At 69.6% G+C, this 20069-nt stretch carries 17 protein-coding genes; 10 read left to right on the top strand and 7 right to left on the bottom strand.

What is annotated here, in order from left to right; genetic code table 11:
• The first annotated feature begins 649 nt into the window (after window positions 1-649).
• The 5 genes from ACFV1J_RS23715 to ACFV1J_RS23695 all read left to right on the top strand — a co-directional run bounded on the left by ACFV1J_RS23715 (window position 650) and on the right by ACFV1J_RS23695 (window position 4882).
• On the top strand, window positions 650-1879 hold the full coding sequence (locus ACFV1J_RS23715; protein WP_385861000.1) for a helix-turn-helix domain-containing protein: 1230 nt from the start codon (window positions 650-652) through the stop codon (window positions 1877-1879).
• A gap of 56 nt (window positions 1880-1935) precedes the next feature.
• Complete coding sequence (locus ACFV1J_RS23710) at window positions 1936-2373, top strand: hypothetical protein (protein ID WP_385860998.1); 438 nt, start codon at window positions 1936-1938, stop codon at window positions 2371-2373.
• Between the two features lie 330 nt (window positions 2374-2703).
• Window positions 2704-3165: a glycine-rich domain-containing protein gene (locus ACFV1J_RS23705; protein ID WP_385860996.1), complete on the top strand. Its 462-nt coding sequence runs from the start codon at window positions 2704-2706 to the stop codon at window positions 3163-3165.
• Between the two features lie 91 nt (window positions 3166-3256).
• Entirely contained in the window at window positions 3257-4066 is an 810-nt protein-coding gene (locus ACFV1J_RS23700) for a phosphotransferase (protein ID WP_385860994.1), read from the top strand.
• A gap of 87 nt (window positions 4067-4153) precedes the next feature.
• Window positions 4154-4882, top strand: a complete 729-nt coding sequence (locus tag ACFV1J_RS23695) for a hypothetical protein (protein ID WP_385860992.1) — start codon at window positions 4154-4156, stop codon at window positions 4880-4882.
• Window positions 4883-5377: 495 nt separating this feature from the next.
• Here the strand turns inward: ACFV1J_RS23695 and ACFV1J_RS23690 are convergent, their stop codons facing one another.
• Window positions 5378-6655 (bottom strand): geranylgeranyl reductase family protein, encoded by a 1278-nt coding sequence (locus ACFV1J_RS23690; protein ID WP_385861097.1) that lies wholly within the window; start codon window positions 6653-6655, stop codon window positions 5378-5380.
• Between the two features lie 392 nt (window positions 6656-7047).
• On the opposite strand from ACFV1J_RS23690, the gene ACFV1J_RS23685 reads away from it, so the two are divergent.
• Entirely contained in the window at window positions 7048-7599 is a 552-nt protein-coding gene (locus ACFV1J_RS23685) for a GNAT family N-acetyltransferase (RefSeq protein ID WP_385861095.1), read from the top strand.
• Between the two features lie 66 nt (window positions 7600-7665).
• Here the strand turns inward: ACFV1J_RS23685 and ACFV1J_RS23680 are convergent, their stop codons facing one another.
• Window positions 7666-10218 (bottom strand): hypothetical protein, encoded by a 2553-nt coding sequence (locus ACFV1J_RS23680; protein WP_385860990.1) that lies wholly within the window; start codon window positions 10216-10218, stop codon window positions 7666-7668.
• Window positions 10219-10795: 577 nt separating this feature from the next.
• Here ACFV1J_RS23680 and ACFV1J_RS23675 point away from each other — a divergent pair.
• Window positions 10796-11569, top strand: coding sequence for a class I SAM-dependent methyltransferase (locus ACFV1J_RS23675; RefSeq protein ID WP_385860988.1), 774 nt, complete (start codon window positions 10796-10798; stop codon window positions 11567-11569).
• A 178-nt stretch (window positions 11570-11747) separates the two neighbouring features.
• On the opposite strand, the gene ACFV1J_RS23670 is transcribed toward ACFV1J_RS23675, so the two are convergent.
• The 5 genes from ACFV1J_RS23670 to ACFV1J_RS23650 all read right to left on the bottom strand — a co-directional run bounded on the left by ACFV1J_RS23670 (window position 11748) and on the right by ACFV1J_RS23650 (window position 18403).
• A complete protein-coding gene (locus ACFV1J_RS23670) occupies window positions 11748-12443 on the bottom strand; it encodes a demethylmenaquinone methyltransferase (RefSeq protein WP_385860986.1) in 696 nt (231 codons plus the stop codon).
• A gap of 594 nt (window positions 12444-13037) precedes the next feature.
• Window positions 13038-13574 carry a hypothetical protein gene (locus ACFV1J_RS23665; protein WP_385861094.1) on the bottom strand — a complete coding sequence of 179 codons (537 nt, stop codon included), beginning with the start codon at window positions 13572-13574 and terminating at the stop codon, window positions 13038-13040.
• Between the two features lie 278 nt (window positions 13575-13852).
• Window positions 13853-15052 carry a cyclic dehypoxanthinyl futalosine synthase gene (gene mqnC / locus ACFV1J_RS23660; protein ID WP_385860984.1) on the bottom strand — a complete coding sequence of 400 codons (1200 nt, stop codon included), beginning with the start codon at window positions 15050-15052 and terminating at the stop codon, window positions 13853-13855.
• 272 nt (window positions 15053-15324) lie between these two features.
• Window positions 15325-17358: a serine/threonine-protein kinase gene (locus tag ACFV1J_RS23655; protein WP_385860982.1), complete on the bottom strand. Its 2034-nt coding sequence runs from the start codon at window positions 17356-17358 to the stop codon at window positions 15325-15327.
• Between the two features lie 142 nt (window positions 17359-17500).
• The gene (locus ACFV1J_RS23650) at window positions 17501-18403 is read right to left on the bottom strand and encodes a menaquinone biosynthetic enzyme MqnA/MqnD family protein (protein WP_385860981.1); all 903 of its coding nucleotides are present in this window, start codon (window positions 18401-18403) and stop codon (window positions 17501-17503) included.
• Between the two features lie 376 nt (window positions 18404-18779).
• Between ACFV1J_RS23650 and ACFV1J_RS23645 the strand changes: the two genes are divergently transcribed.
• The 3 genes from ACFV1J_RS23645 to ACFV1J_RS23635 all read left to right on the top strand — a co-directional run bounded on the left by ACFV1J_RS23645 (window position 18780) and on the right by ACFV1J_RS23635 (window position 19951).
• Entirely contained in the window at window positions 18780-18983 is a 204-nt protein-coding gene (locus ACFV1J_RS23645) for a cold-shock protein (RefSeq protein ID WP_261956986.1), read from the top strand.
• A gap of 491 nt (window positions 18984-19474) precedes the next feature.
• Window positions 19475-19612: a hypothetical protein gene (locus ACFV1J_RS23640; protein WP_385860978.1), complete on the top strand. Its 138-nt coding sequence runs from the start codon at window positions 19475-19477 to the stop codon at window positions 19610-19612.
• A gap of 18 nt (window positions 19613-19630) precedes the next feature.
• Complete coding sequence (locus ACFV1J_RS23635) at window positions 19631-19951, top strand: hypothetical protein (protein WP_385860977.1); 321 nt, start codon at window positions 19631-19633, stop codon at window positions 19949-19951.
• Window positions 19952-20069 lie beyond the last annotated feature (118 nt).

Raw genomic sequence — 20069 nt, 5'->3', positions numbered from 1 at the left:
CCTCACGAGACTACGACATCCCAAGAACTCAAGTCAAGTCAAGTCAAGTGCGAGGGAGGGCATGAAGCAACCGCCTGATAACTTGAGCCGCGTGGACGAGGTGGAGGCTCTACAGTCGCGACTGGCTGAGGTCAGGCGCGAGATTGCAGCAACCTCCGAGCACATTCAGCAGTTGCGGGACGAAGAGTACGGTTTGTCCCTTTCGCTGGCGCGCCTGGCAGGCGGACCTAGGCCGACTCCGCCGGACGCTGAGTCAAGCCGGACGGCTCCGGCTACGGGGCGAGGTCGCATCACTCCTGCCGTGCGCGCGCTACTGGCAGGGACGGCTTCCCCCCTCACACGTACCGAGATCGTCGATCAACTGGCAGAGGACGGAGTCTTCACGACGCCAGATGCCGTCAGTGCGAGCCTGTCGTACCTCCGGAAACATGGCGTGGCCAGTAACGCCGGCGGACGCTGGTACCTGACCGATCAATCAACGGTTCTCCGGCGCGCCCAATCGGGGTGAGCCTGAAGCGCGAAGCGCCCCCGATCTCCGGCCTCGTGCCGCAGAGCAGGGGCGCCTTTGTCGTTCTGCCGCCACGGAAGACGCTCACCGCGCCTCATGGGTACCGTTCTTGAGAGAGCCCGAACGGATGGAGCCCCGCGCATGCTGGAAGAAGCCGAGGAGATCGGCCGCCGTGTTCGCCGCGCGCGCCTGCGCCTGGGCATGCCACAGGCGGACCTCGCCGCCGCCCTGGGGAAGTCTCAGGGGTGGGTGTCCAAGATGGAACGCGGACAAATCGAGATTGACCGCGTCGGCCTGCTCAACGCCATCGCGGCTGAGCTACACGTTCATCCCAACGACCTGATCGGGCGCCCATACACCAGCAGCCCGGCTGACAATCAGTGGCAGGTCGCCGCCGCATCCATCTTGCGTGAACTACGCCGCTACGACCTCACGCCGGTATTCGAGGGCACCCCCCGGCCATCCAGCGAACTGTGGCGCGACATGACCAGGCTGCATCGCCTACGAGACGCCGCCGCCAATGTGGCCATCCTGCGTGTGCTGCCGGACCTGCTGCGTGAGGCGCGTGCGCTCGCCGAGGTTTCCAACGGCCACGAACGCGAAGAGGCGTACGCCATTTACGCCGTCGCCTGCAAGTTCGCCCACACGGCCGCCCATGCCCTCGGGCACGCCGAACTGATCACCATGGCCGCAGAGCGTGCGGCATGGTCTGCCCGCCTGTCCGGTGACCCCGTCATGCCCGCGCTCGCCGACTGGATGCGCGTGTGGGACATGTGGGCGACCGCCGATTGGGACGACTCCCTGTCGCTGTCCGACAAGGCTCTCAGCAGCATCGAGGACGACTACGACCGCGGCGACCCTCTCGCCGTCCGCATGTGGGGGTCTCTGCACCTGCGCGCCGCTGTGTCGGCCGCCCGCGCGGGCCGACCGTCGGAATCCGAGGACCGCATCGCGCATGCCCGCGCCGCGGCCGAACGGATGACCAACCAACAGGGCCCGCCGGTCTACGACCGGCATTCAGTCACGTTCTCACCGGGCAACGTGCAGATTCACGCGATCAGTGTTGCGTTGGAATACGGCGACCAGACCCGAGCGCTGGCGATAAACCGTCGTACGGGTCCCGAACTGGTCGCCGCCCTGCCCAACTCCCGGCAGGGGCACCACCACATGGACCTCGCCCGAGCCTGGCTGTGGGACGGAAACCGCGACAAGGCGCTCGCCGAACTGGAGACCGCCGAGCGCATCGCCCCACAGCTTGTGCGCAACCACCCCATGGCCCGTTCGACGCTGCGGAGCATCGTCTACGCCGAGCGCTCCGCGACGCGCGAGAAGCTGCGCCGCATGTCAGACCGGTTCCATCTCGACGGATGAGGGTCGTATTCCTCTGATTCATATTGGGCCCCTGGCGCACTCTTAGCGTCAGGGGCATGACTCGACGAGGAACCCCCCATCTCCCTTCGCAGGGCGGCGAGTTAGGGACCGCCGCACCGTTCTATCCCCGACTTGGCGACCTCGCTCGGGACACCGCCAAGGGCGAGATCGGTGTCGTCGTGGCTCTGCCCGGCGACGGCAGACGGACTTACGGCCTGGTGCCGCCTGGAGGCGGCGACGAGTGGTCCGCCCCCCACGACGGAACAACCCTGCGTCCTGTCCCCGCTCAGGTCACACACATCACGCCGCAGAAGCGAGACGTGCTGTACGACCAGCGCGCCGAGCAGGGTGGCCTGCCTGTCACCGTCCACTACGAGGACGGCGGGACCAGCGAATCCCTGCTCGTGCTCGACCCCGCGCAGCTGGAGCTGTACGCCTACCAGGTTGGGCGCATTCTCGAACTGCGCGACGCGGCACGCGGGGGCAAGCTGTGAGCGCCCGCCACGCGTCCGCCCGCTTACGGCGACTCTCCGATCCTGTCGGGTTCTTCCTCAGCGTCCTCTGGGCCATCGGCACGGCTACCGGTTTCACCTGTCTCGGGATGCTCGTAGGCACCGGCTTCGACAGCCCTCGAGCCAACGGCCCGGCGCTGACCATCCCCGACGCCGCCCCGGAAGCGGCATAAGGCCCCCCGCCCGCCCGGATGCTTCCTGCTCCCCCTGGGCGGGCGGGGACTCCACCGCGGCCGAGGCCGCCAACCGGGGCCTGCCGCGGTGCGCACCACCACGTCCGAAGCACCACCCCAACACAAGGAGGCACGGAACGTGACCACCGCACAGAAGCGCACCACGACCGACGCGCGGACGCTGATCAGCACGGAACTGCGCGAGACCCTGGTCGACAACATGCGCGCCAAGTTCCCGCAGCTGACCGAGGAGAAGGCCGACCGTGGCGTCGGGCAGATGCTCGCCTTCCTCGCCGCGTGCGACTACAGCGACAAGCCGCTCAGCCCGTCGCCCCTCGTCGACGACTTCTGGCACGCCTTCCTGCTCCACACCAAGGCGTACCGGGAGTTCTGCGAGGAGAAGTTCGGCCGATTCCTGGACCACCAGCCCGGGTACCTCGACCCGGAGGAGCACGGGGGCGGCAAGGCACTCCGTGCCCGGACAGTCGACGCGATCACACTCGCTGGCTACGAGATCGACATGGAGTTCTGGCCCGAGCTGGACCTCGCCGAGTGCTCGCAGTGCCACGCGAACTGCTCGGACAGCCCGTTCCATCCCTGACGGTGCCCCCGCCGGCCTCTGGTCTGTGCCACGCTGTGGCCAGACCGGGGGCCGGCCCCCTTTTTGTTCGACCAACGCAGGGAGACCGGCGGTGGACCGCATCGAATGGCACGACCTACCAGCTGCAACCCGGGCCGCCGTCGAGCACCACACGGGCCCGGTCGAGGAGGCCGTGACCGCACCGCACGGCGTCATGTCTCGACTCGCCTGCACCGTCGACACACGAGCGGGCCGAATGTTCGTCAAGGGCACCCGCCGTGACGACCCACAGGCTTGGGTGTACCGCCACGAGGCGCAAGTCACCCGGAACGCGCCTCGCGCGCCCCACGTCCTCTGGGACGTCGACGCTGGCGGGTGGCTGCTGTACGGGTACGAGTACGTCGAGGGACGCTACCCGGACCTGACACCGGGGTCCGACGATCTCGACCCCCTTGTGCGGACGCTCACCGTCGTGTCCGAGGTGCCGTGGCCTGAGGCGCTGCGTAAGAAGCCGCTTCACACACGTTGGGCCGACTTCCTTCCCGAGGATGTTCCAGCCGGGCTGCAAGGTCGAGGGCTCGCTCACACAGACATGTCGCCGCACAACATGCTGGTAACCCCTGTCGGCAAGCTGCTGCTACTTGATTGGGCTCTAGCCTGCCCCGCCCCCGCATGGGCGGACACCGCGTTGACCATCCCGCGGCTCATCTCCGCCGGACACACCGCAGAGCAGGCCGAAGCAATCGCCCGGCAGATTCCCGCATACAGCGCTGCCGCCCCTGCCATGGTCACCACGTTCGCGCGCACCGTCTTCCGCGCGTGGGAAGACTGGGAACGGACTCGACCACTGCCGCACCGTGCCGCCCTCACCGCCGCCGCACGAGAGTGGGCTACCCACCGCGAGAGTGTGCCGTTTCCATAAAGGGCCTTTCATGGGCGCACCGGATGATTCTTTGTCAGTTCGGAAACCATGGTGCGCACGGGACACCACGTGCGGGACGATTTGCGTATGACCGTAGATATCGCAGAGTTCAACAGGCGGGCAGTGCCTGGCCTGGAGGCTCTGACCCAGCTGCTGGTCGGTGGCGCCGCCGACCACGCTCCCACCCCCGAGAACCGTCGACCGTTTCAGGTCGGATGGGGGTTGGTGGCCGCCCTGCACCGACAGGCCGCCGCAGTGGTCACTCTGCACAGCAAGGGACTTGGCCACGAAGCCGCTCCCAATCGGCGCCTGATGATCGAGTACGTCGCTCACCTCCAGTGGCTCGTCAGGGACGGCGAAGACGCCGTGGACTCCATGAACAAGGCCCACCAGTTCAAGCACGCCGGTCTCCGAAAGGCGGCGGACGACGGTGGGTACATATACGACCCGGAGGCTGCCGACGCCGTGCGGGACGCCGTGATCCCGAGCAACCCGGCCAATCAGTACTCGCAGATGAACGCTCTCGCCAAGAGCCTCGGCGGCGGACTGTTCGAGTCGTACGTCGGGGAGACTCAGCTCTCGCACGCCACCCTCACAGCGGCTGGGTGCTTCTACCGGGAGTCGGACGACACCATTGAGCTGTCCCTCACCCCGACCTACGGCATCGACAGCGACCCGATGGAGGCGTCGCCGTACATGGCCTTCTTCTTCCTGTTCTTCGGCATGATCGCGTTCAACGATCTGATGGTCGGCTCGCCCTGGACGAACGACCTGAAGGCCATCGGTGACGCGGCAGGCCTGGCCGGAGCGATCTGACCTGGAAGGCGGAGCAGACGACGGCCCCGGTCCCTCAGAGCAGGGCACGGGGCCGACTCACGCTTTGCTCCCGCGTGCACAGTCGCTGAACCTATCGCCCGAGGAATGACCTGAGCAGCAGCCGGAGGACGCGAACCGCGCGCCGGGCTTTCCTCTCGTTCGGATGCAGCACTGCAAGAACGCTAACGAAGACGATCAGTGCGAGCACTACGAGAACAACAACGTCACCAAGCCAGGCGGACATGGACAGAGCTCCCCATAGAGAAGATGTCCCGCCACCTACGGCTCGCCCGCCGATCCGGCTTCGTAGTGCTGGGAAGTTACGGCTTCAGCCACCTGGGTTCATGATCATGCTAGGGCTCGGACGCGACCCCGTACTGCGCAGTCGCAGCCTGGCTTACCCAGATCTCGAATCGGGCTAACCAGTCATGGCCTACGGCGTGAACGGGCTCGCGCCGTAGGCCACAACTGACCCAAGCCATCCGGCTTGAATGATCATGAACGCGGAGCTACCTTGCTCAGCCCGTTGATGATGCGGTCCATCGCGTCGCCGCCCGTCGGGTCGGTGAGGTTGGCGAGCATCTTCAGCGTGAAGCGCATCAGCAGCGGATGGGTCAGCCCGCGCTGGGTGGCGATCTGCATGACCTTCGGGTTGCCGATCAGCTTCACGAAGGCCCGGCCCAGCGAGTAGTAGCCGCCGTAGGTGTCCTTGAGGACCTTCGGGTACCGCTGCAGGGCCAGCTCCCGCTGGGCGTACGTGGCCCGCGCCTGCGCCTGCACGATCACCTCAGCGGCGATCGCCCCCGACTCCATGGCGTACGCGATGCCCTCACCGTTGAACGGATTGACCAGGCCGCCCGCGTCACCGACCAGCAGCAGACCCTTGGTGTAGTGCGGCTGGCGGTTGAAGGCCATCGGCAGCGCCGCGCCGCGGATCGGGCCGGTCATGTTCTCCGGCGTGTACCCCCACTCCTCCGGCATCGACGCGCACCACGCCTTGAGGATCTCCCGCCAGTCCAGCTCCCGGAACGACGCGGAGGTGTTGAGCACGCCCAGCCCGACGTTGCTCGTCCCGTCACCCATGCCGAAGATCCAGCCGTAACCGGGCAGCAGCCGGTCCTGGGCACCGCGCCGGTCCCACAGCTCCAGCCAGGACTCCAGGTAGTCGTCGTCGTGCCGCGGCGACGTGAAGTACGTACGGACCGCGACGCCCATCGGACGGTCCTCGCGGCGGTGCAAACCCATCGCCAGCGACAGCCGGGTGGAATTGCCGTCGGCCGCGACCACCAGCGGGGCGTGGAAGGTGACCGGGGTCTTCTCCTCACCGAGCTTGGCGTGCACACCCGTGATGTGGCCGGTCAGCTCGTTCACGATCGGCGCGCCCACATTGCAGCGCTCGTACAGCCGCGCACCGGCCTTCTGCGCCTGCCGTGCCAACTGCTCGTCGAAGTCGTCGCGCTTGCGGACGAGTCCGTAGTCCGGGAAGGAGGCGAGTTCCGGCCAGTCCAGCTGGAGCCGGGAGCCGCCGCCGATGATCCGCAGACCCTTGTTGCGCAGCCAGCCCGCTTCCTCCGAGATGTCGATGCCCATCGCCACCAGCTGCTTGGTCGCGCGCGGCGTCAGCCCGTCACCGCAGACCTTCTCCCGCGGGAAGGCGGTCTTCTCCAGCAGCAGTACGTCCAGACCGGACTTGGCGAGGTGGTACGCGGTGGCCGAACCGGCCGGCCCGGCACCGACGACGATCACATCCGCGGAGTGCTCCGAGAGGGCGATGGGCTCCGCGCCGGCGCTGTGCTTCGCACCGGCGGTGGTCCCGGAATCGGTCGCGGGCTCGGACGCGGTCGCGGGCTTTGACTCGGGCGCGGGCTCGGACGCGGACTCGGGCGCGGGCTCGGACGCGGACTCGGTCACGGCGGTGTCTCCCGGAAGTCGTTATCTGGATATCTGGGTGCCGACCGGCACCGGGCACGTGCAGTCTATGGGGGCCCCGGTGATCAGCACCTGAAGGGTTGTCCCGTGAAGCCGCGGGCCTGAAGGGTTGTCCGTGAAGCCGGGGCCTTGCCCGAAGCGTTGCTTGCTCCATGAAGCCGAAGGGTTGTGCCGTGACGTCCCAGACCCCGCCGACCGCAGACCGGACCCCGCTCACCACGTCCCCGACCTCGTCCCTGGCCCCGACCCCGACCCCGCCGGCCGTTCCCGAGCCGCGCCCGGACCGGCCGCTGCCCGCCGTCGAACTCCGCGTGCCCACCGACGAGGACGCGCTGCACTGGCACCGGGTCTTCAACGACCCGGAGGTCATGGAATTCCACGGCGGCGCCCCCGCCGAACTCTCCGTCTACGAAGAACTCACCGCCCGCCAGCGCCGCCACCACGCCGAACTCGGCTTCTGCCTCTACACCCTGCTCGACCCGGCCGACGGCGCCGTCATGGGCTTCACCGGCGCCCAGCCCTGGCCCCGCGACTGGGGCCCGGTGGGCGAGATCGAGATCGGCTGGCGCCTCGGGCGCGCGTACTGGGGCAAGGGCTACGCCACCGCCGCGGCCACCGCGGCCCTGGAAGCCGTACGAGCAGCGGGCGTACGCCACGTCGTCGCCATGGTCGACGCCCACAACACCCGCTCGATCGCGGTGACCCGCCGCCTGGGCATGCACCACGCCGAAACGCTGCTGATCCCGGTGAGCGGACGCACGGGGCACTGCTATCGGCTGGGGGTGTGAGGGGAGGGGCAGTGGGAGCGCACCGCTCCCACTGCCCCTCCCCTGGCTTCATCGCCTGGTCATCGCCTAGTCGACGTCCACGGCGCTGACGGACCATGTGCTGAGCGCCGTGCTGAAGACCTTGTCGTTCTCGGGGTCGTACAGCACGTCCAGGCACTCGTAGTAGACGCTGTACTCGGTCCCGTCCTCGGCCACGTACGCCTGGTCGATGGCGTGCACGGTGTTCCCGGTCTCGTTGACGTACGTGAACTCCCAACGGGCGCCCGGCCGATGGGCGAAGGTGTTCTTCTTCAGCTCCACCCGCTGGTAATTGGTCCGCTTCTTGGCACCCTTCTCCATGCTCACGAAGTTCCCGTACGACGAGGTCGGGGCGTGCGCGATGACCCCGATGCGCAGGTACTGCTTGCCGACCGGGGCCGTGTAGTCGACCTGGGTGCCCTTCACCGAACGCGTCCAGTCACTCTTCACGGCGAGCGAGAACCCGTAGGGGTCGTACTTCTGGACGAAGCCGTCGGGGAGGCCGGCGGTCGAGCCCGGGGTGGGGCCTCCGGCGGGGTCACCGGTGGCCGTCGCCCCCGGCCCGCCGGTGCCCGTGGGCGCGGGGGACGGCGACGGGGACGCCGATCCGGACTCCGAAGCCCCGCCGCCCTTTCCGGCACCGTCGGACTTCTGGTTGCCGGCGTCCGTGTGGTTGCCGGTGTCCTTGTGATTTCCGGCGTCCCTGTTGTTGCCCGCGTCCCGATGGCTCATGAAATACAGCGCTCCCGCCATCGCACCCCCACCGACCAGAAACGCGGCCAGCGCCAGCGCCACCCACTTCCCGACCCGGCGCCGCGGCCGGCCCTGGGACGGGGCGTCGGTGGGGGTGGGGGTGACGGCGGTGGGGGTGGGGGTGACGGCGGTGGGGGTGGGGGTGGCGGCGGTGGGGGTGGGGGTGGCGGCGGTTGGTGGGGCGTCTGCTCCCGGGGCTTCTGCTGCCGAGGCTGCTGCTGCGGGGGCTTCTGCTGCGGGGGCTTCTGCTGCCGGGGCAGTGGACGGAACGGGCGGACCGGCCGGAGCAGGCGGACCGGCCGGGGCGGCCGTGGCGGCCTCAGGGGAGGAATGGGGCACCGGAGGAACCTCCGGGGCAGTCACCGGAGCGGCGGGCGGAACGAAAGCCCCGCCAGCCGCCTGCGACGCAACGAACGGCACAGCCCCAGGCGCCGCACCCGGCTGCCCAGGCACCAGCGGCGGCGTCGGCGTCGGAGGCATCAACTGCGCCCCCGACACCCCCCTCATCCGCCACAGATACGAAACGACCAAGACCGCTCCGAACACCCACAGCAGCGCGAACAGCAGCGTCTCCGCCCCACCCACGCCGATCTCGCCATGAGCACCGAGGCCGTCGCCGCCGTACCCACCCCCGTAACCGCCGTAACCGCCGTAACCGTCGCCGTAGCCGTCGCCGAAACCAGAGCCACCACCGGAGCCACCACCGGAGCCGTAGCCTCCGCCCGCCCGGAACGCCGCGCTCGCGCTCGCCCCCGCGACCAGCACCAGCGCCATCAGGGAAGCCACGAAGAAGCCCGCGGACAACAGCTGTTCACGACGATCGGCGCTGCGCCGTACGACCAGGAAACCGACCAGCAGCGCACCCACCAGCCCGCCGACGATGACCCCGAACAACAACCAGCCGCCGCCCTGATCCCCCAACTCTCCGTAGCCGATCGACTGATGGCCCGAGGGGTCGAGGAACGGAATGTCGGGAAGCGTCCACGCCGCGTTCAACGGCGCACCCCAGGCCACCGCGAGCGCCAGCGCACCGATGTTGGGCAGCAGGATCAGCATGGCCACTACAGCGCCGCCGCTGATGTCCTCCTTCGCCGTGGCGAGCAGCGTCACGACCGTGACGATCCCGGCCACGGTGACCACGATCAGCAGCGCCAGCAGCGCGGTACGCAACGCGCCGACGGCGAGCCGCCACGCGGGCCGGGCAGCGAGCCACGCCCCCGCCTCGGCCCCGGCCGTCGCCACCCCGGCAACCACGGCCGCCAGCAAGAACGACCACAGCAACGACAGGAACGGCGCCGACGACAACTCCACACCGTCGTACGAAGGTTGCGCCAGCAGCCCCAGCACGAAACTCCCGGCACCACACAGCACCGCAACCCGCAGCACCGCTTCCACCACACCGGCCGTACGAGGCGCACGGGCCATACCGGCCACACCGACCACACCGGCCGCGCTGCTCCCCGGTACCCCAGAAGCCCCAAGGGCCATCGCGGCACCACCCGAGGACGAGGAGAGGAAGGCCGGCCGCAGCACCCGCCGGGCGGCGAACACCAACACCCCCGCCCAGGCCGCGGTCACCACCAGGGGCACCAGCGACAGCGTCGCCTCCCCCGCGAGCCGCCCACCGAACGGCCCGAACGATTCAGACATGTTGCCCGATATCGTGACGCCACCGCCCACACTCTGCAGCAGCAACGCCAGCGCGATCCGCATCCGCACGCCCCACCCGAGCCCACCCGAGTGCGCATCGTCCGCGACGAACATCGCCGCCACACCGGCGAGCACCAGCAACAACAAGGTCGGCCACACGGCAACCTTCACCGCCGCCAGCCAGTCCCCCTTAGCCACCCGAACCAGCAGCACCCCCAAAGGCGAAGACCGCCCAGCCACCCCACCCGACGCCCCAGGCGCAGGCGGGGCATTCACGACAGGCGGGCCGGTCACAGCAGGCGGCGCAGCCGAAACAGACACACCAGGCGGCGCACTCGGAACGGGCGGCGCAGAGGGCACAGACGGCACGGAGGGCACGGACGGTGCGGACGGTGCGGACGGTGCGGACGGTGCGGACGGTGCGGATGGTGCGGAGGAAGGTGACTCAGATTCAGGCGCTACGGCACCCTGCCGCTCCCGCCCGCAACCCATACAAAAACGGGCCTCCGGCGGCGAGGCGGAACCACAATCCGGACAGAACGACGACAAGACGGACTCCGGGAAGGTCAGGTCAAGAAACATCGCCCGCGCCTACCGCGAGCGACCGTAACCTACAGACACCACCCAGGCACCCCCGGTTCCCCCCAACCCCACCCGCCCCACAGCCCAAACGCCCAGACAAACTTGGCCAGTCAGGCGTGGCCAGTCAGGCGTGGCCAGTCAGGCTTGATGTCTAGGGCCTGTCCGGCGGACTTGTGACTACTAGGCTGCGCCGATGGAACGCGTACCCGATGTGCCCGAGCGCCTCGCCCGGTCTGCGGATCCGGCCCGTGTGAATGACTACGACAGTTTCGCCGAGGCGTACTCGGCGGAGAACGAGTGCGGCCTCGTGAATGCGTACTACGCGCGGCCCGCGATGCTGGACCTCGCCGGAGACGTGGCCGGCCGCCGGATCCTGGACGCCGGCTGCGGCTCCGGCCCCCTGTCCGCATCACTGCGCGACCGCGGCGCCGTCGTCACCGGCATCGACACCAGCGCCGGGATGCTGGCACTGGCCAAGCGACGGCTCGGTGACGACGCGGACGTGCACCAGGTCGACCTTCGTGACCGCTTGCCGTTCGACGATGGCGCGTTCGACGACGTGGTCTCTTCACTGGTCCTGCACTACCTGGAGGACTGGGGGCCGACGCTGGCCGAGTTGCGGCGCGTGCTCAGGCCCGGCGGCCGGCTGATCGCGTCGGTGGACCACCCGTTCGTGGCCTACACGATCCAGGAACCGCGGCCCGACTACTTCGCGACCACCAGCTATACCTTCGACTGGACGTTTGGCGGGCAGACCGTCCCGATGAAGTTCTGGCGCAAGCCGTTGCACGCGATGACCGATGCCTTCACCACCGCCGGCTTCCGCCTTTCCACCATCAGCGAGCCGCAGCCCGACCCGGCCGCCCGTGAACTCTTCCCCGACGGCTTCCACGAGCTTTCGGCCAAACCCTGCTTCCTGTTCTTCGTTGCCGAGGTGCCGCCTTCGGCCACCGGCTCGGACGACTAACGAGTCGCGGATCACCCGCCCCGGCGACCCTGCTTCAGCAGACGCGCGCGCGAGTCGCGCCCACTCGTCGTTCGTCAAATCGTCCCGCCCCACGAGCCGAAGGACGATCCAGGGGCCGGACGGTCACACGATCCGCCGGACAGGCTCTAGGTGTGCTGATCGGTGAGGTTGGTGACGCCTAGGCCGGCTTGCTACCCCGGTGCAGCGCCACGATCCCCCCGGTCAGGTTCCGCCACGCCACCTTCGTCCACCCCACCCCCTGCAACCGCGCCGCGAGCTCGGGCTGGTTGGGCCAGGTACGGATGGACTCGGCCAGGTAGACGTACGCGTCCGGGTTGCTGCTCACCGCCCGCGCGACCGGCGGCAGCGCCCGCATCAAGTACTCGGTGTAAACGGTCCTGAACGGCGCCCAGGTCGGCTCGCTGAACTCACAGATGACGACCCGCCCACCGGGCTTGGTGACCCGGTACAGCTCCGCCAGCGCCGCGTTGGTGTCCTGGATGTTGCGCAGCCCGAAGGAGATCGTGACCGCGTCGAACACCTCGTCCGCGAACGGCAACCGCGTGCCGTCCCCCGCGGTGAACGGCAACCACGGGTGCCGCTTCTTGCCCTCGGTCAGCATGCCCACGGAGAAGTCGCACGGCACGACGAACGCCCCGGTCCGGGCGAACGGCAGCGAGGAGGTGCCGGTCCCGGCCGCGAGGTCGAGCACCCGCTCGGCCGGCCGCGCGGCCACCGCGCGTTCCACTTCCTTGCGCCACAACCGCGCCTGCCCCAAGGAGAGCACGTCGTTGGTGAGGTCGTACCGCGCCGCCACGTCGTCGAACATCGCGGCGACTTCGTGCGGCTGCTTGTCCAGGGATGCTCGGGTCACCCGGCCATTCTCCACCGTCCCCCGCCCGCTCCCCGCCCGGGGCACGCCCCTGACCGCGGGGCGCCCACCCCACCGGCCGCCCCTGGCCCCGTCACGCCCCACCCCACCAGCCACCTCTGCCCCAGCGGCCAACGGCCCGTCGCCCCATCGCCCCGTCGCGGGACCGGCCGCCCTGCCTCAGCCCCTCGCCCGCTCGCGGGGGGGGGGTGGGTACGTCCTGCGACCCCTCGCCTCGCCGGGGTGGCCCTGCGACCTGCGGCTCCGCGTGTCTCGGGGCGGTGTCTCGGGCCGGTGTCTCGGGCCAGCTTTCTCGGGCCCTTGGTCGGGGTGTTGGCGGATCTTTGACAGGCTCGTTTCCTTGGCGGGCTCGTCCCTTGGTGGGCCGGGGAGCCGGGAGACCGGGAGACCGGGAGGCCTGGCGCCTTGCCACCTGCCATCTGCCATCTGCCACCTTGTCGCCTTCCCGCCTGGCTGCCTTGGTTGTTGCCTTGCCTGCCTTGCCTCCCTTGGCCGCCTTGCCCTCTTCCTTGTTACGGCAACGATTACGGAGAGTTATTTGTTCCCCGCATCGTTACATAGAGTGAGGGGATCTGGCTAGTGGCGGCGGTGGAGGAGGCGGCCGGAGAGGACGGTGGCCAGGGGGGTGCCGTCGGGGGCGAAGAGGGCGAAGTTGGCGGGGCCGCCCACGTGGAGGGTTCGGGGGCGGGGCGTGGGGAGTTCTTCGAGGCCGGAGCGTTGTACGGCGGTGCGGACCGCGGGGCGGGTGAAGGGGCCGGTCAGGGCCGTGGTGCCGGTGGCCAGGAGGCGTTGCAGACCTCGGCGGGCGCTGGCGCCCCAGCGGGCCTCGGTCATGTCGAGGGCTGCGAGCGCCTCGCCCGTCAGGGGTTCGGTGCCGAGTTCGTCGGCCTCGCGCGGGTCCGGGTGGTAGGCCGCCTCGAGTAGTGCGGCGCCGTCGGGTTCGTAGCGGCCGGGGGTGAGGGTGCCGTTCCAGTCGCGGAGGCGGGCGCGGTCGCCGTAGGTCGTGGAGAGTTCGTCGTACGGGCCGATGGCGGCGATGCGGGATCCGTCGACGACCACGCCGCTGTCACCGGTCAGCACCTCGCTTTGACCGACACCGCTGACGTTGCCCATGCCGGCAACCGCGTCGCTGTTGCGGGCATGGGCAGTGTCAGGGGTGTCGGTGAGGTGGACACCTCGCCGGGCTCGGTGAAGTGTCAGCACGGTGTCCTGTCCTGTCCTGCCCTGTGGCCTAACGCTGTTGCTGCCCTATGCCCCAACCGGATCCTTTGTCCCAACCGGATCCTTTGTCCCAACGGGATCCTGGCCCCAGCAAGGTTCTTGCCGGGGTCCTGTGTCCCGACAGGGTTCTTGCCGTAACGGGGTCCTGTGTCCCGACGGGGCCCTGGGGCCTACTTGGCTTCGATGAGCTTCAGTTCGGGGTGGGCGGTGCCGCCCTCGATGGCCGTTGAGGAGAGGTGGGAGACGACGCGTTCGTCGATCGGGTCGTTGGCGGGGTCGTCGTGGACGACCAGGTGCTCGTAGGTCGTCGCGCGCTGCGCGGGGACCCGGCCCGACTTGCGGATCAGGTCGATGATCTCCATGCGGTTGGAGCGGTGCTTGGCACCGGCCGAGGAGACGACGTTCTCCTCCAGCATGATGGAGCCCAGGTCGTCCGCGCCGTAGTGGAGCGACAGCTGGCCGATCTCCTTGCCGGTGGTCAGCCAGGAGCCCTGGATGTGGGCGACGTTGTCGAAGAAGATCCGGGCGAGCGCGATCATCCGCAGGTACTCGAAGATCGTGGCCTGCGTCTGGCCCTTCAGGTGGTTGTTCTCGGGCTGGTAGGTGTACGGGATGAAGGCGCGGAAGCCGCCCGTACGGTCCTGGACGTCGCGGATCATCCGGAGGTGCTCGATCCGCTCGGCGTTGGTCTCGCCGGTGCCCATGAGCATCGTGGAGGTCGACTCGACACCCAGGTTGTGGGCCGCCTCCATGATTTCCAACCAGCGCTCGCCGGACTCCTTCAGCGGGGCGATCGCCTTACGGGGACGGGCCGGCAGCAGCTCGGCACCGGCGCCCGCGAAGGAGTCGAGGCCGGCGGCGTGGATCCGCTGGATCGCCTCCTCGATCGAGACGCCGGAGATGCGGGCCATGTGCTCCACCTCGGAGGCGCCGAGGGAGTGGATGACCAGCTGCGGGAATTCCTTCTTGATGGCCGAGAAGTGCTTCTCGTAGTACTCGACGCCGAAGTCGGGGTGGTGGCCGCCCTGGAACATGATCTGGGTGCCGCCCAGCTCCACGGTCTCCGCGCAGCGCCGCAGGATGTCGTCCAGATCCCGCGTCCACCCCTTGGCGGTGTCCTTGGGCGCGGCGTAGAAGGCGCAGAACTTGCAGGCCGTCACGCACACGTTGGTGTAGTTGATGTTGCGCTCGATGATGTACGTCGCGATGTGCTCGGTACCGGCGTAGCGGCGACGGCGCACGGCGTCGGCGGCCCGGCCCAGCGCGTGCAGCGGCGCGGAACGGTACAGGTCGAGGGCTTCCTCCGGCGTGATGCGGCCGCCCTGCGCGGCGCGGTCGAGCACGGACTGGAGGTCGGCGTTCTCGGTCACCGGGGCGTCCCTTTCGCAGGCGGGCATCACAACGGACCCAGCGTACGTCAGCCCTCTGACAGCCCCTTGGCAGCCCCTGACCACTGACCCGAGCACTGACTTGAGCGCTGACATGGACACTGGGCTGACCACTGACCCCTACTGACCCGCCAGTGACCTGGGCACTCCGTCACTGCCGTATCGCCAGTGCCGTGCCGTCCCAGCCGTGTCGTCACTGCCGTGTCGCCAGTGCCGTGTCGTCAGTGCCGTGCCGGCGGCGAGCGCCGAGTCGCTCATCTCTTCGTCAGTGTTGCCTTCGGTGTGCCGCCCGCCGGGTCGTTCGAGATGAACTCGATCGTGGTGCCGTCCTTGGCGAGCGTGTACGTCACCCGGGACTTGTTGCCGGTGCAGCCGGGTCCCTGTTTGCCGTCGGGGCGCTCCATGAGGATGAGGCGCCGGTCGGTCGCGGATTCCAGTTTCGCCTTGGCCTCGCAGCGCACCAGGACCGCGTCGTAGGTGGTGTGGATGACGTAGTCGCCCTTGCCGCCGGGGGTGATGGTGCTGGTGATGGTGCCGTTGGGGATGCCGTGCGACGTGGTGATGCTGCCCGTCCAGGTGCCGAGGAACGGCTTGGCCACGGCAGGTGGGCCTTCGTAGCCACCGGGGTCGGTGGGGCGGCCGGAGGGCGTGTGGCCCGTCGCCGGTGGCTTGGCGCCGGCCTGGTCGCCGCCGGCGGCGGCACCGCCCGTCTTGGGCAGCAGGGTGAAGACGAAGGCCGCGGTCGTTGCGGCGGCCAGCGCACCGGCCACCGAGAGGACGAGGGTGCAGCTCACCCGGCGTGGGCGGTCCGGGTCCTTGCCACCGACCGCACCGGTCAGCGCGAACCTCCGCTCCCTGCCCGCCGGCCGCTGCCCCTCCGGGCCGAACCCGCCCACACCACGGCCCGTGTCCCCGCTCATGCCGTGCCCCACACCACGGCCCGTGTCCCCGCTCGCGCCGTGACCCGCACCGCTGCCCGTTCCACGGCCCGCACCGCCGCCCGTTCCGCCACCCGCACCGCCGCCGGTTCCACGGCCCGTTCCACGGCCCGCTCCGCCGCCCGTGTCCGTCGGCAGGCCGGCGAGGTCGGGGGCGGTCGGCGGATGGGCTCCGCCGAGGTAGCCGGCCCCCGGGCCCTGCGCCGGCGCGTCGAACGGCACCAGCCCCGATGCGGCAACCCCGGACGCGGCCACCCCAGGCGCAGCGGCCCCGGGCGCGGCCACCCCGGATGCCGTCTCCCCCCACGCCGCGTCCCCCGACGTGGCCCTTCCCGACGCGCCCGTTCCCGACGCCACCTCCCCCACCCCGGTCTCGCCCACCCCGGTCTCCCCCGCCCCGCCGCCCCCGACGTCGCGGTTCGGGTCGACGTTCACGTCGAGGTTCGCGTCGAGGTTCAGCAGTTCCACGGCCTGGCGGCTGACCCGTTCGACCAAGGGGGCGGGCAGCCAGCCGGCCCGTACGAGGTCTGCCGCGCCGCCGCTGCCCTCGCCCGCGAGGCGTGCCGCGAGTTCGGCCGGCGCGGGGCGGTCCGCCGGGTCCTTGGAGAGGCAGCGGGCCACCAACTCCCGTAGTTCGCCGTCCAGTTGGGGCCCGAGCTCCGGCTCCTCGTGGACGACCTTGTAGAGCAGGGCGGCCGAGGAGTCGCCCGGGAACGGGCTGGTGCCGGTCGCCGCGTACGCGAGGACCGCGCCCAGCGAGAAGATGTCGGCGGCGCCCTCCGCGCCCCTCCCCAGGATCTGCTCCGGCGCCATGTAGCCGGGGGATCCCACCGAGACCCCGGTGGTGGTGAGGGATGCGGTGCCTTCCGTGGCCCGCGCGATGCCGAAGTCGATCAGTACCGGGCCGTCCGGGGTCAGCAGCACGTTGGACGGTTTGACGTCCCGGTGGACGAGGCCGAGCGCATGGACGGCGGCCAGTGCCTCGGCGAGGCCGGCGCCCAGCACCCGTACGGAGCGTTCGGCCAGCGGCCCGTACTCGGTGACGGCCTGGGTGAGCGACGGCCCGGCGACGTAGCCGGTGGCGACCCAGGGGACGGCGGCGTCCGGGTCGGCGTCCAATACGGGCGCGGTCCAGGCGCCGCCGACCCGCCGCGCGGACTCGATCTCCCGCCGGAAGCGGGCCCGGAACTGGTCGTCGACCGCGAAGTGGGCGTGTACGACCTTCACGGCGACCGTGCGCCCGCCGGCGCTGCGTCCCAGGTACACGCGGCCCATACCGCCCGCGCCGAGCCGGCCGAGCAGCCGGTACCCGCCCAGGACCCGCGGATCGTCCCCTGACAGCGGCTCCATGGCCCCGCCTCCCCCTCGATACGGCGGCCCCAGCTTAGGACCACGCGGCACGCACGGAGGGGTCCGCGGGCGGGCACGGGCGGTCCAGGGACGGGGCAGGGGAATGGTGCAGGGGGCTTGGAGGTTGAGGGCGGCCCCGCCCTCAGCGGTTGTCCGTCGCCCCCAGCAGTTCCACCTTCACGTCCGCCGGGAATCCGGTCGTCGGGCCGACCCGCCGGGCGAATTCCGTGACGCCGCGCAGCTGGTCGGGGCCGAAGCGGAAGTCCAGGGTGGTGAAGTAGCGCTCCAGTACGGGCTCGTCGAAGGCCTCCCAGCGGGCGGCCTGTTCGGCGACCTTGCCGACCTCCTCCAGGGACAGGTCGCGGGAGGCGAGGAAGGCCTCGTGCACCTTTTCCACCACGGCCGGCTCGCGCTCCAGGTAGTCGCGCCGCGTCGCCCATACGGCGAAGACGAACGGCAGGCCCGTCCAGTCCTTCCACATCTGGCCGAGGTCGTGGACCTCCAGGCCGAGCCGCGGACCGTCGTGCAGGTTGGCGCGCAGCGCGGCGTCACCGATCAGTACGGCGGCGTCCGCCTCCTGCATCATCAGGCCGAGGTCCGGCGGGCAGGTGTAGTAGTCGGGCCGTACGCCGATCTTCTCGGCGAGCAGCAGCTGCGCGAGGCGTACGGACGTCCGCGAGGTGGAGCCGAGGGCGATCCGGGCGCCGTCGAGCTGCTCCAGCGGCTTCTGCGAGACGATCACGCAGGACATCACCGGGCCGTCGCAGCCGACCGCGAGGTTCGGGAAGGCGACCAGGTCGTCGGCGGCACGGAGGAATTCGACGAGGGTGACGGGCGCGATGTCGAGTTCGCCGCGGATCAGCTGCTCGCTGAGCTTCTCCGGCGTGTCCTTGCTGAGGTCCAGATCGAGGAGCGTGCCGGTGCGGGCGAGGCCCCAGTAGAGGGGCAGGCAGTTCAGGAACTGGATGTGGCCCACCCGCGGCCGGCTGCGACGGTGGTCGGCTTCGGCGTCTGCGGGCGCGTCTTCGAAGGTTGAATTGTCCACATGCGGAGGCTAGACCCGGCGGCTCCGGGCCGGAGCGGCGGGGGCGAGGCACGGACGGTGGCGGCCCTGGCGCGCGCACGGTGGCGGGGCGCTCAATCGACAGCCGATCGACCTCCGATCGACGGCCCATCGACCTCCGATCGTCCCTCCGATCGCCCCTCAGACAGAGGCAACCTATGGACGTTAGTGCTGAGGGTTAAACGTGATCTTTGGCTCTTCCGCCTCACGAGGTCACCATGCTACGCTCAGCGCAAGTTGCAGTTTGGTTTCCCTTGCAGTACAGAGCCTGCGGAGCATGTGACCCGCAGGCTTTTGTAGTTTTCAGACTTGTTTGCAGGTTCTGGAGCAGGGCAACCCTTTGGCCCAAGGAGGGCTTATGGCTACCGGAACCGTCAAGTGGTTCAACGCTGAAAAGGGCTTCGGCTTCATCGCCCAGGACGGCGGCGGCCCGGATGTCTTCGTCCACTACTCCGCTATCAACGCCTCTGGCTTCCGCTCCCTGGAAGAGAACCAGCAGGTGACCTTCGACGTCACGCAGGGCCCGAAGGGTCCGCAGGCGGAGAACGTGACCCCTAGCTAAGTTGCCCGGCCCGGAATTTCTCCTGGTCGCATCTGAGTAGTAGTACCCAAGGAGCCCTGCTCCGCCACTCCGGTGGCGAGCGGGGCTCCTGCCTTTGCGCCGCCTTTCCCGACACGGTTTTGTGCCGGGTGTTCGTGGCGCATGCATGCCACCTGGCGCATGCATGTCACCTCGGAACATCTCGGAACGCCTAGGCGCGCCTCGGAACGCCTTGGACCGCCTTGGCACGCCTTGGAATACCGCCGCATGTCTTGAATGCGGCCGCATTCGACGTGCGGCACCTTTCACGGCAGTCATCTCATGGCACGTTGATGAACTTTTCCCGGCGCACGGATTACGGCTGATGCGCCTGGCGCGCGCGGACCACGCAGGTTCCGGCGCAGTACCCCGAGGGCAACAGAGACCCGGCAAACAAATGTGCGATAAGTGCGCGCCAAAGTGATCACGGAAAGTGGTCACATGACAACATGACGCGGCCTACCGTGGGCAGAATGAGCGAGCAGTTGCCTCCGCAGAAGCCCTGCCCCGACTGCAGCGGCAGCGGAACCGTGGAATGGGAAACACCGGCCGGCGACAAGGTCACCACGCAGTGCTCAGGGTGCGGCGGCACCGGCACCGTCCTGGCGTAGAGGAGGCGAAGGCGACGCATGGCAGCAGCAGCGGCCTTCGGTAGGAACGGCAAGCCGGTGGGCCTGGACGCGCAGTACGTCGGCAGGCTGCCGTGCTGCCTCTGCGGCATACGGTCGATGAAGCTGCCCGGGCGCCAGGGCGGGGTGTGCATCCCCTGTTACGCCGACGAGTGCGCCGCGGCCGGCCGGCGGGCGGCGACGGCCGGGGGCTGGGTCGCCGCGAGTTTCGTCGGGGATCCGTGTCTGGCGTGCGGTTCGCGGTCCGTGGACGCGAACGGCTGGGCGTTCTGGTGCAACTCCTGCGAGATGCAGACGGCGGTGGCGCTGCCGCCGCAGTGATCGGCGGCGGCCATGCGGCGTAGCCCCGGGGGTCGCCCCGGCAGGCACCTCCCCCGGGTGCCCGTGCCCGTTGGTTGCGCTGTCTACCACCCGTTCCGCGGGTAGCGTGGGCCGTAAG

Origin of the sequence: Streptomyces sp. NPDC059649 (assembly GCF_042734445.1) — a bacterium.
Taxonomy (GTDB): Bacteria; Actinomycetota; Actinomycetes; order Streptomycetales; family Streptomycetaceae; genus Streptomyces.
Note: the sequence above shows the minus strand (reverse complement) of the source record. Positions and strands in the feature narration are given on the sequence as shown.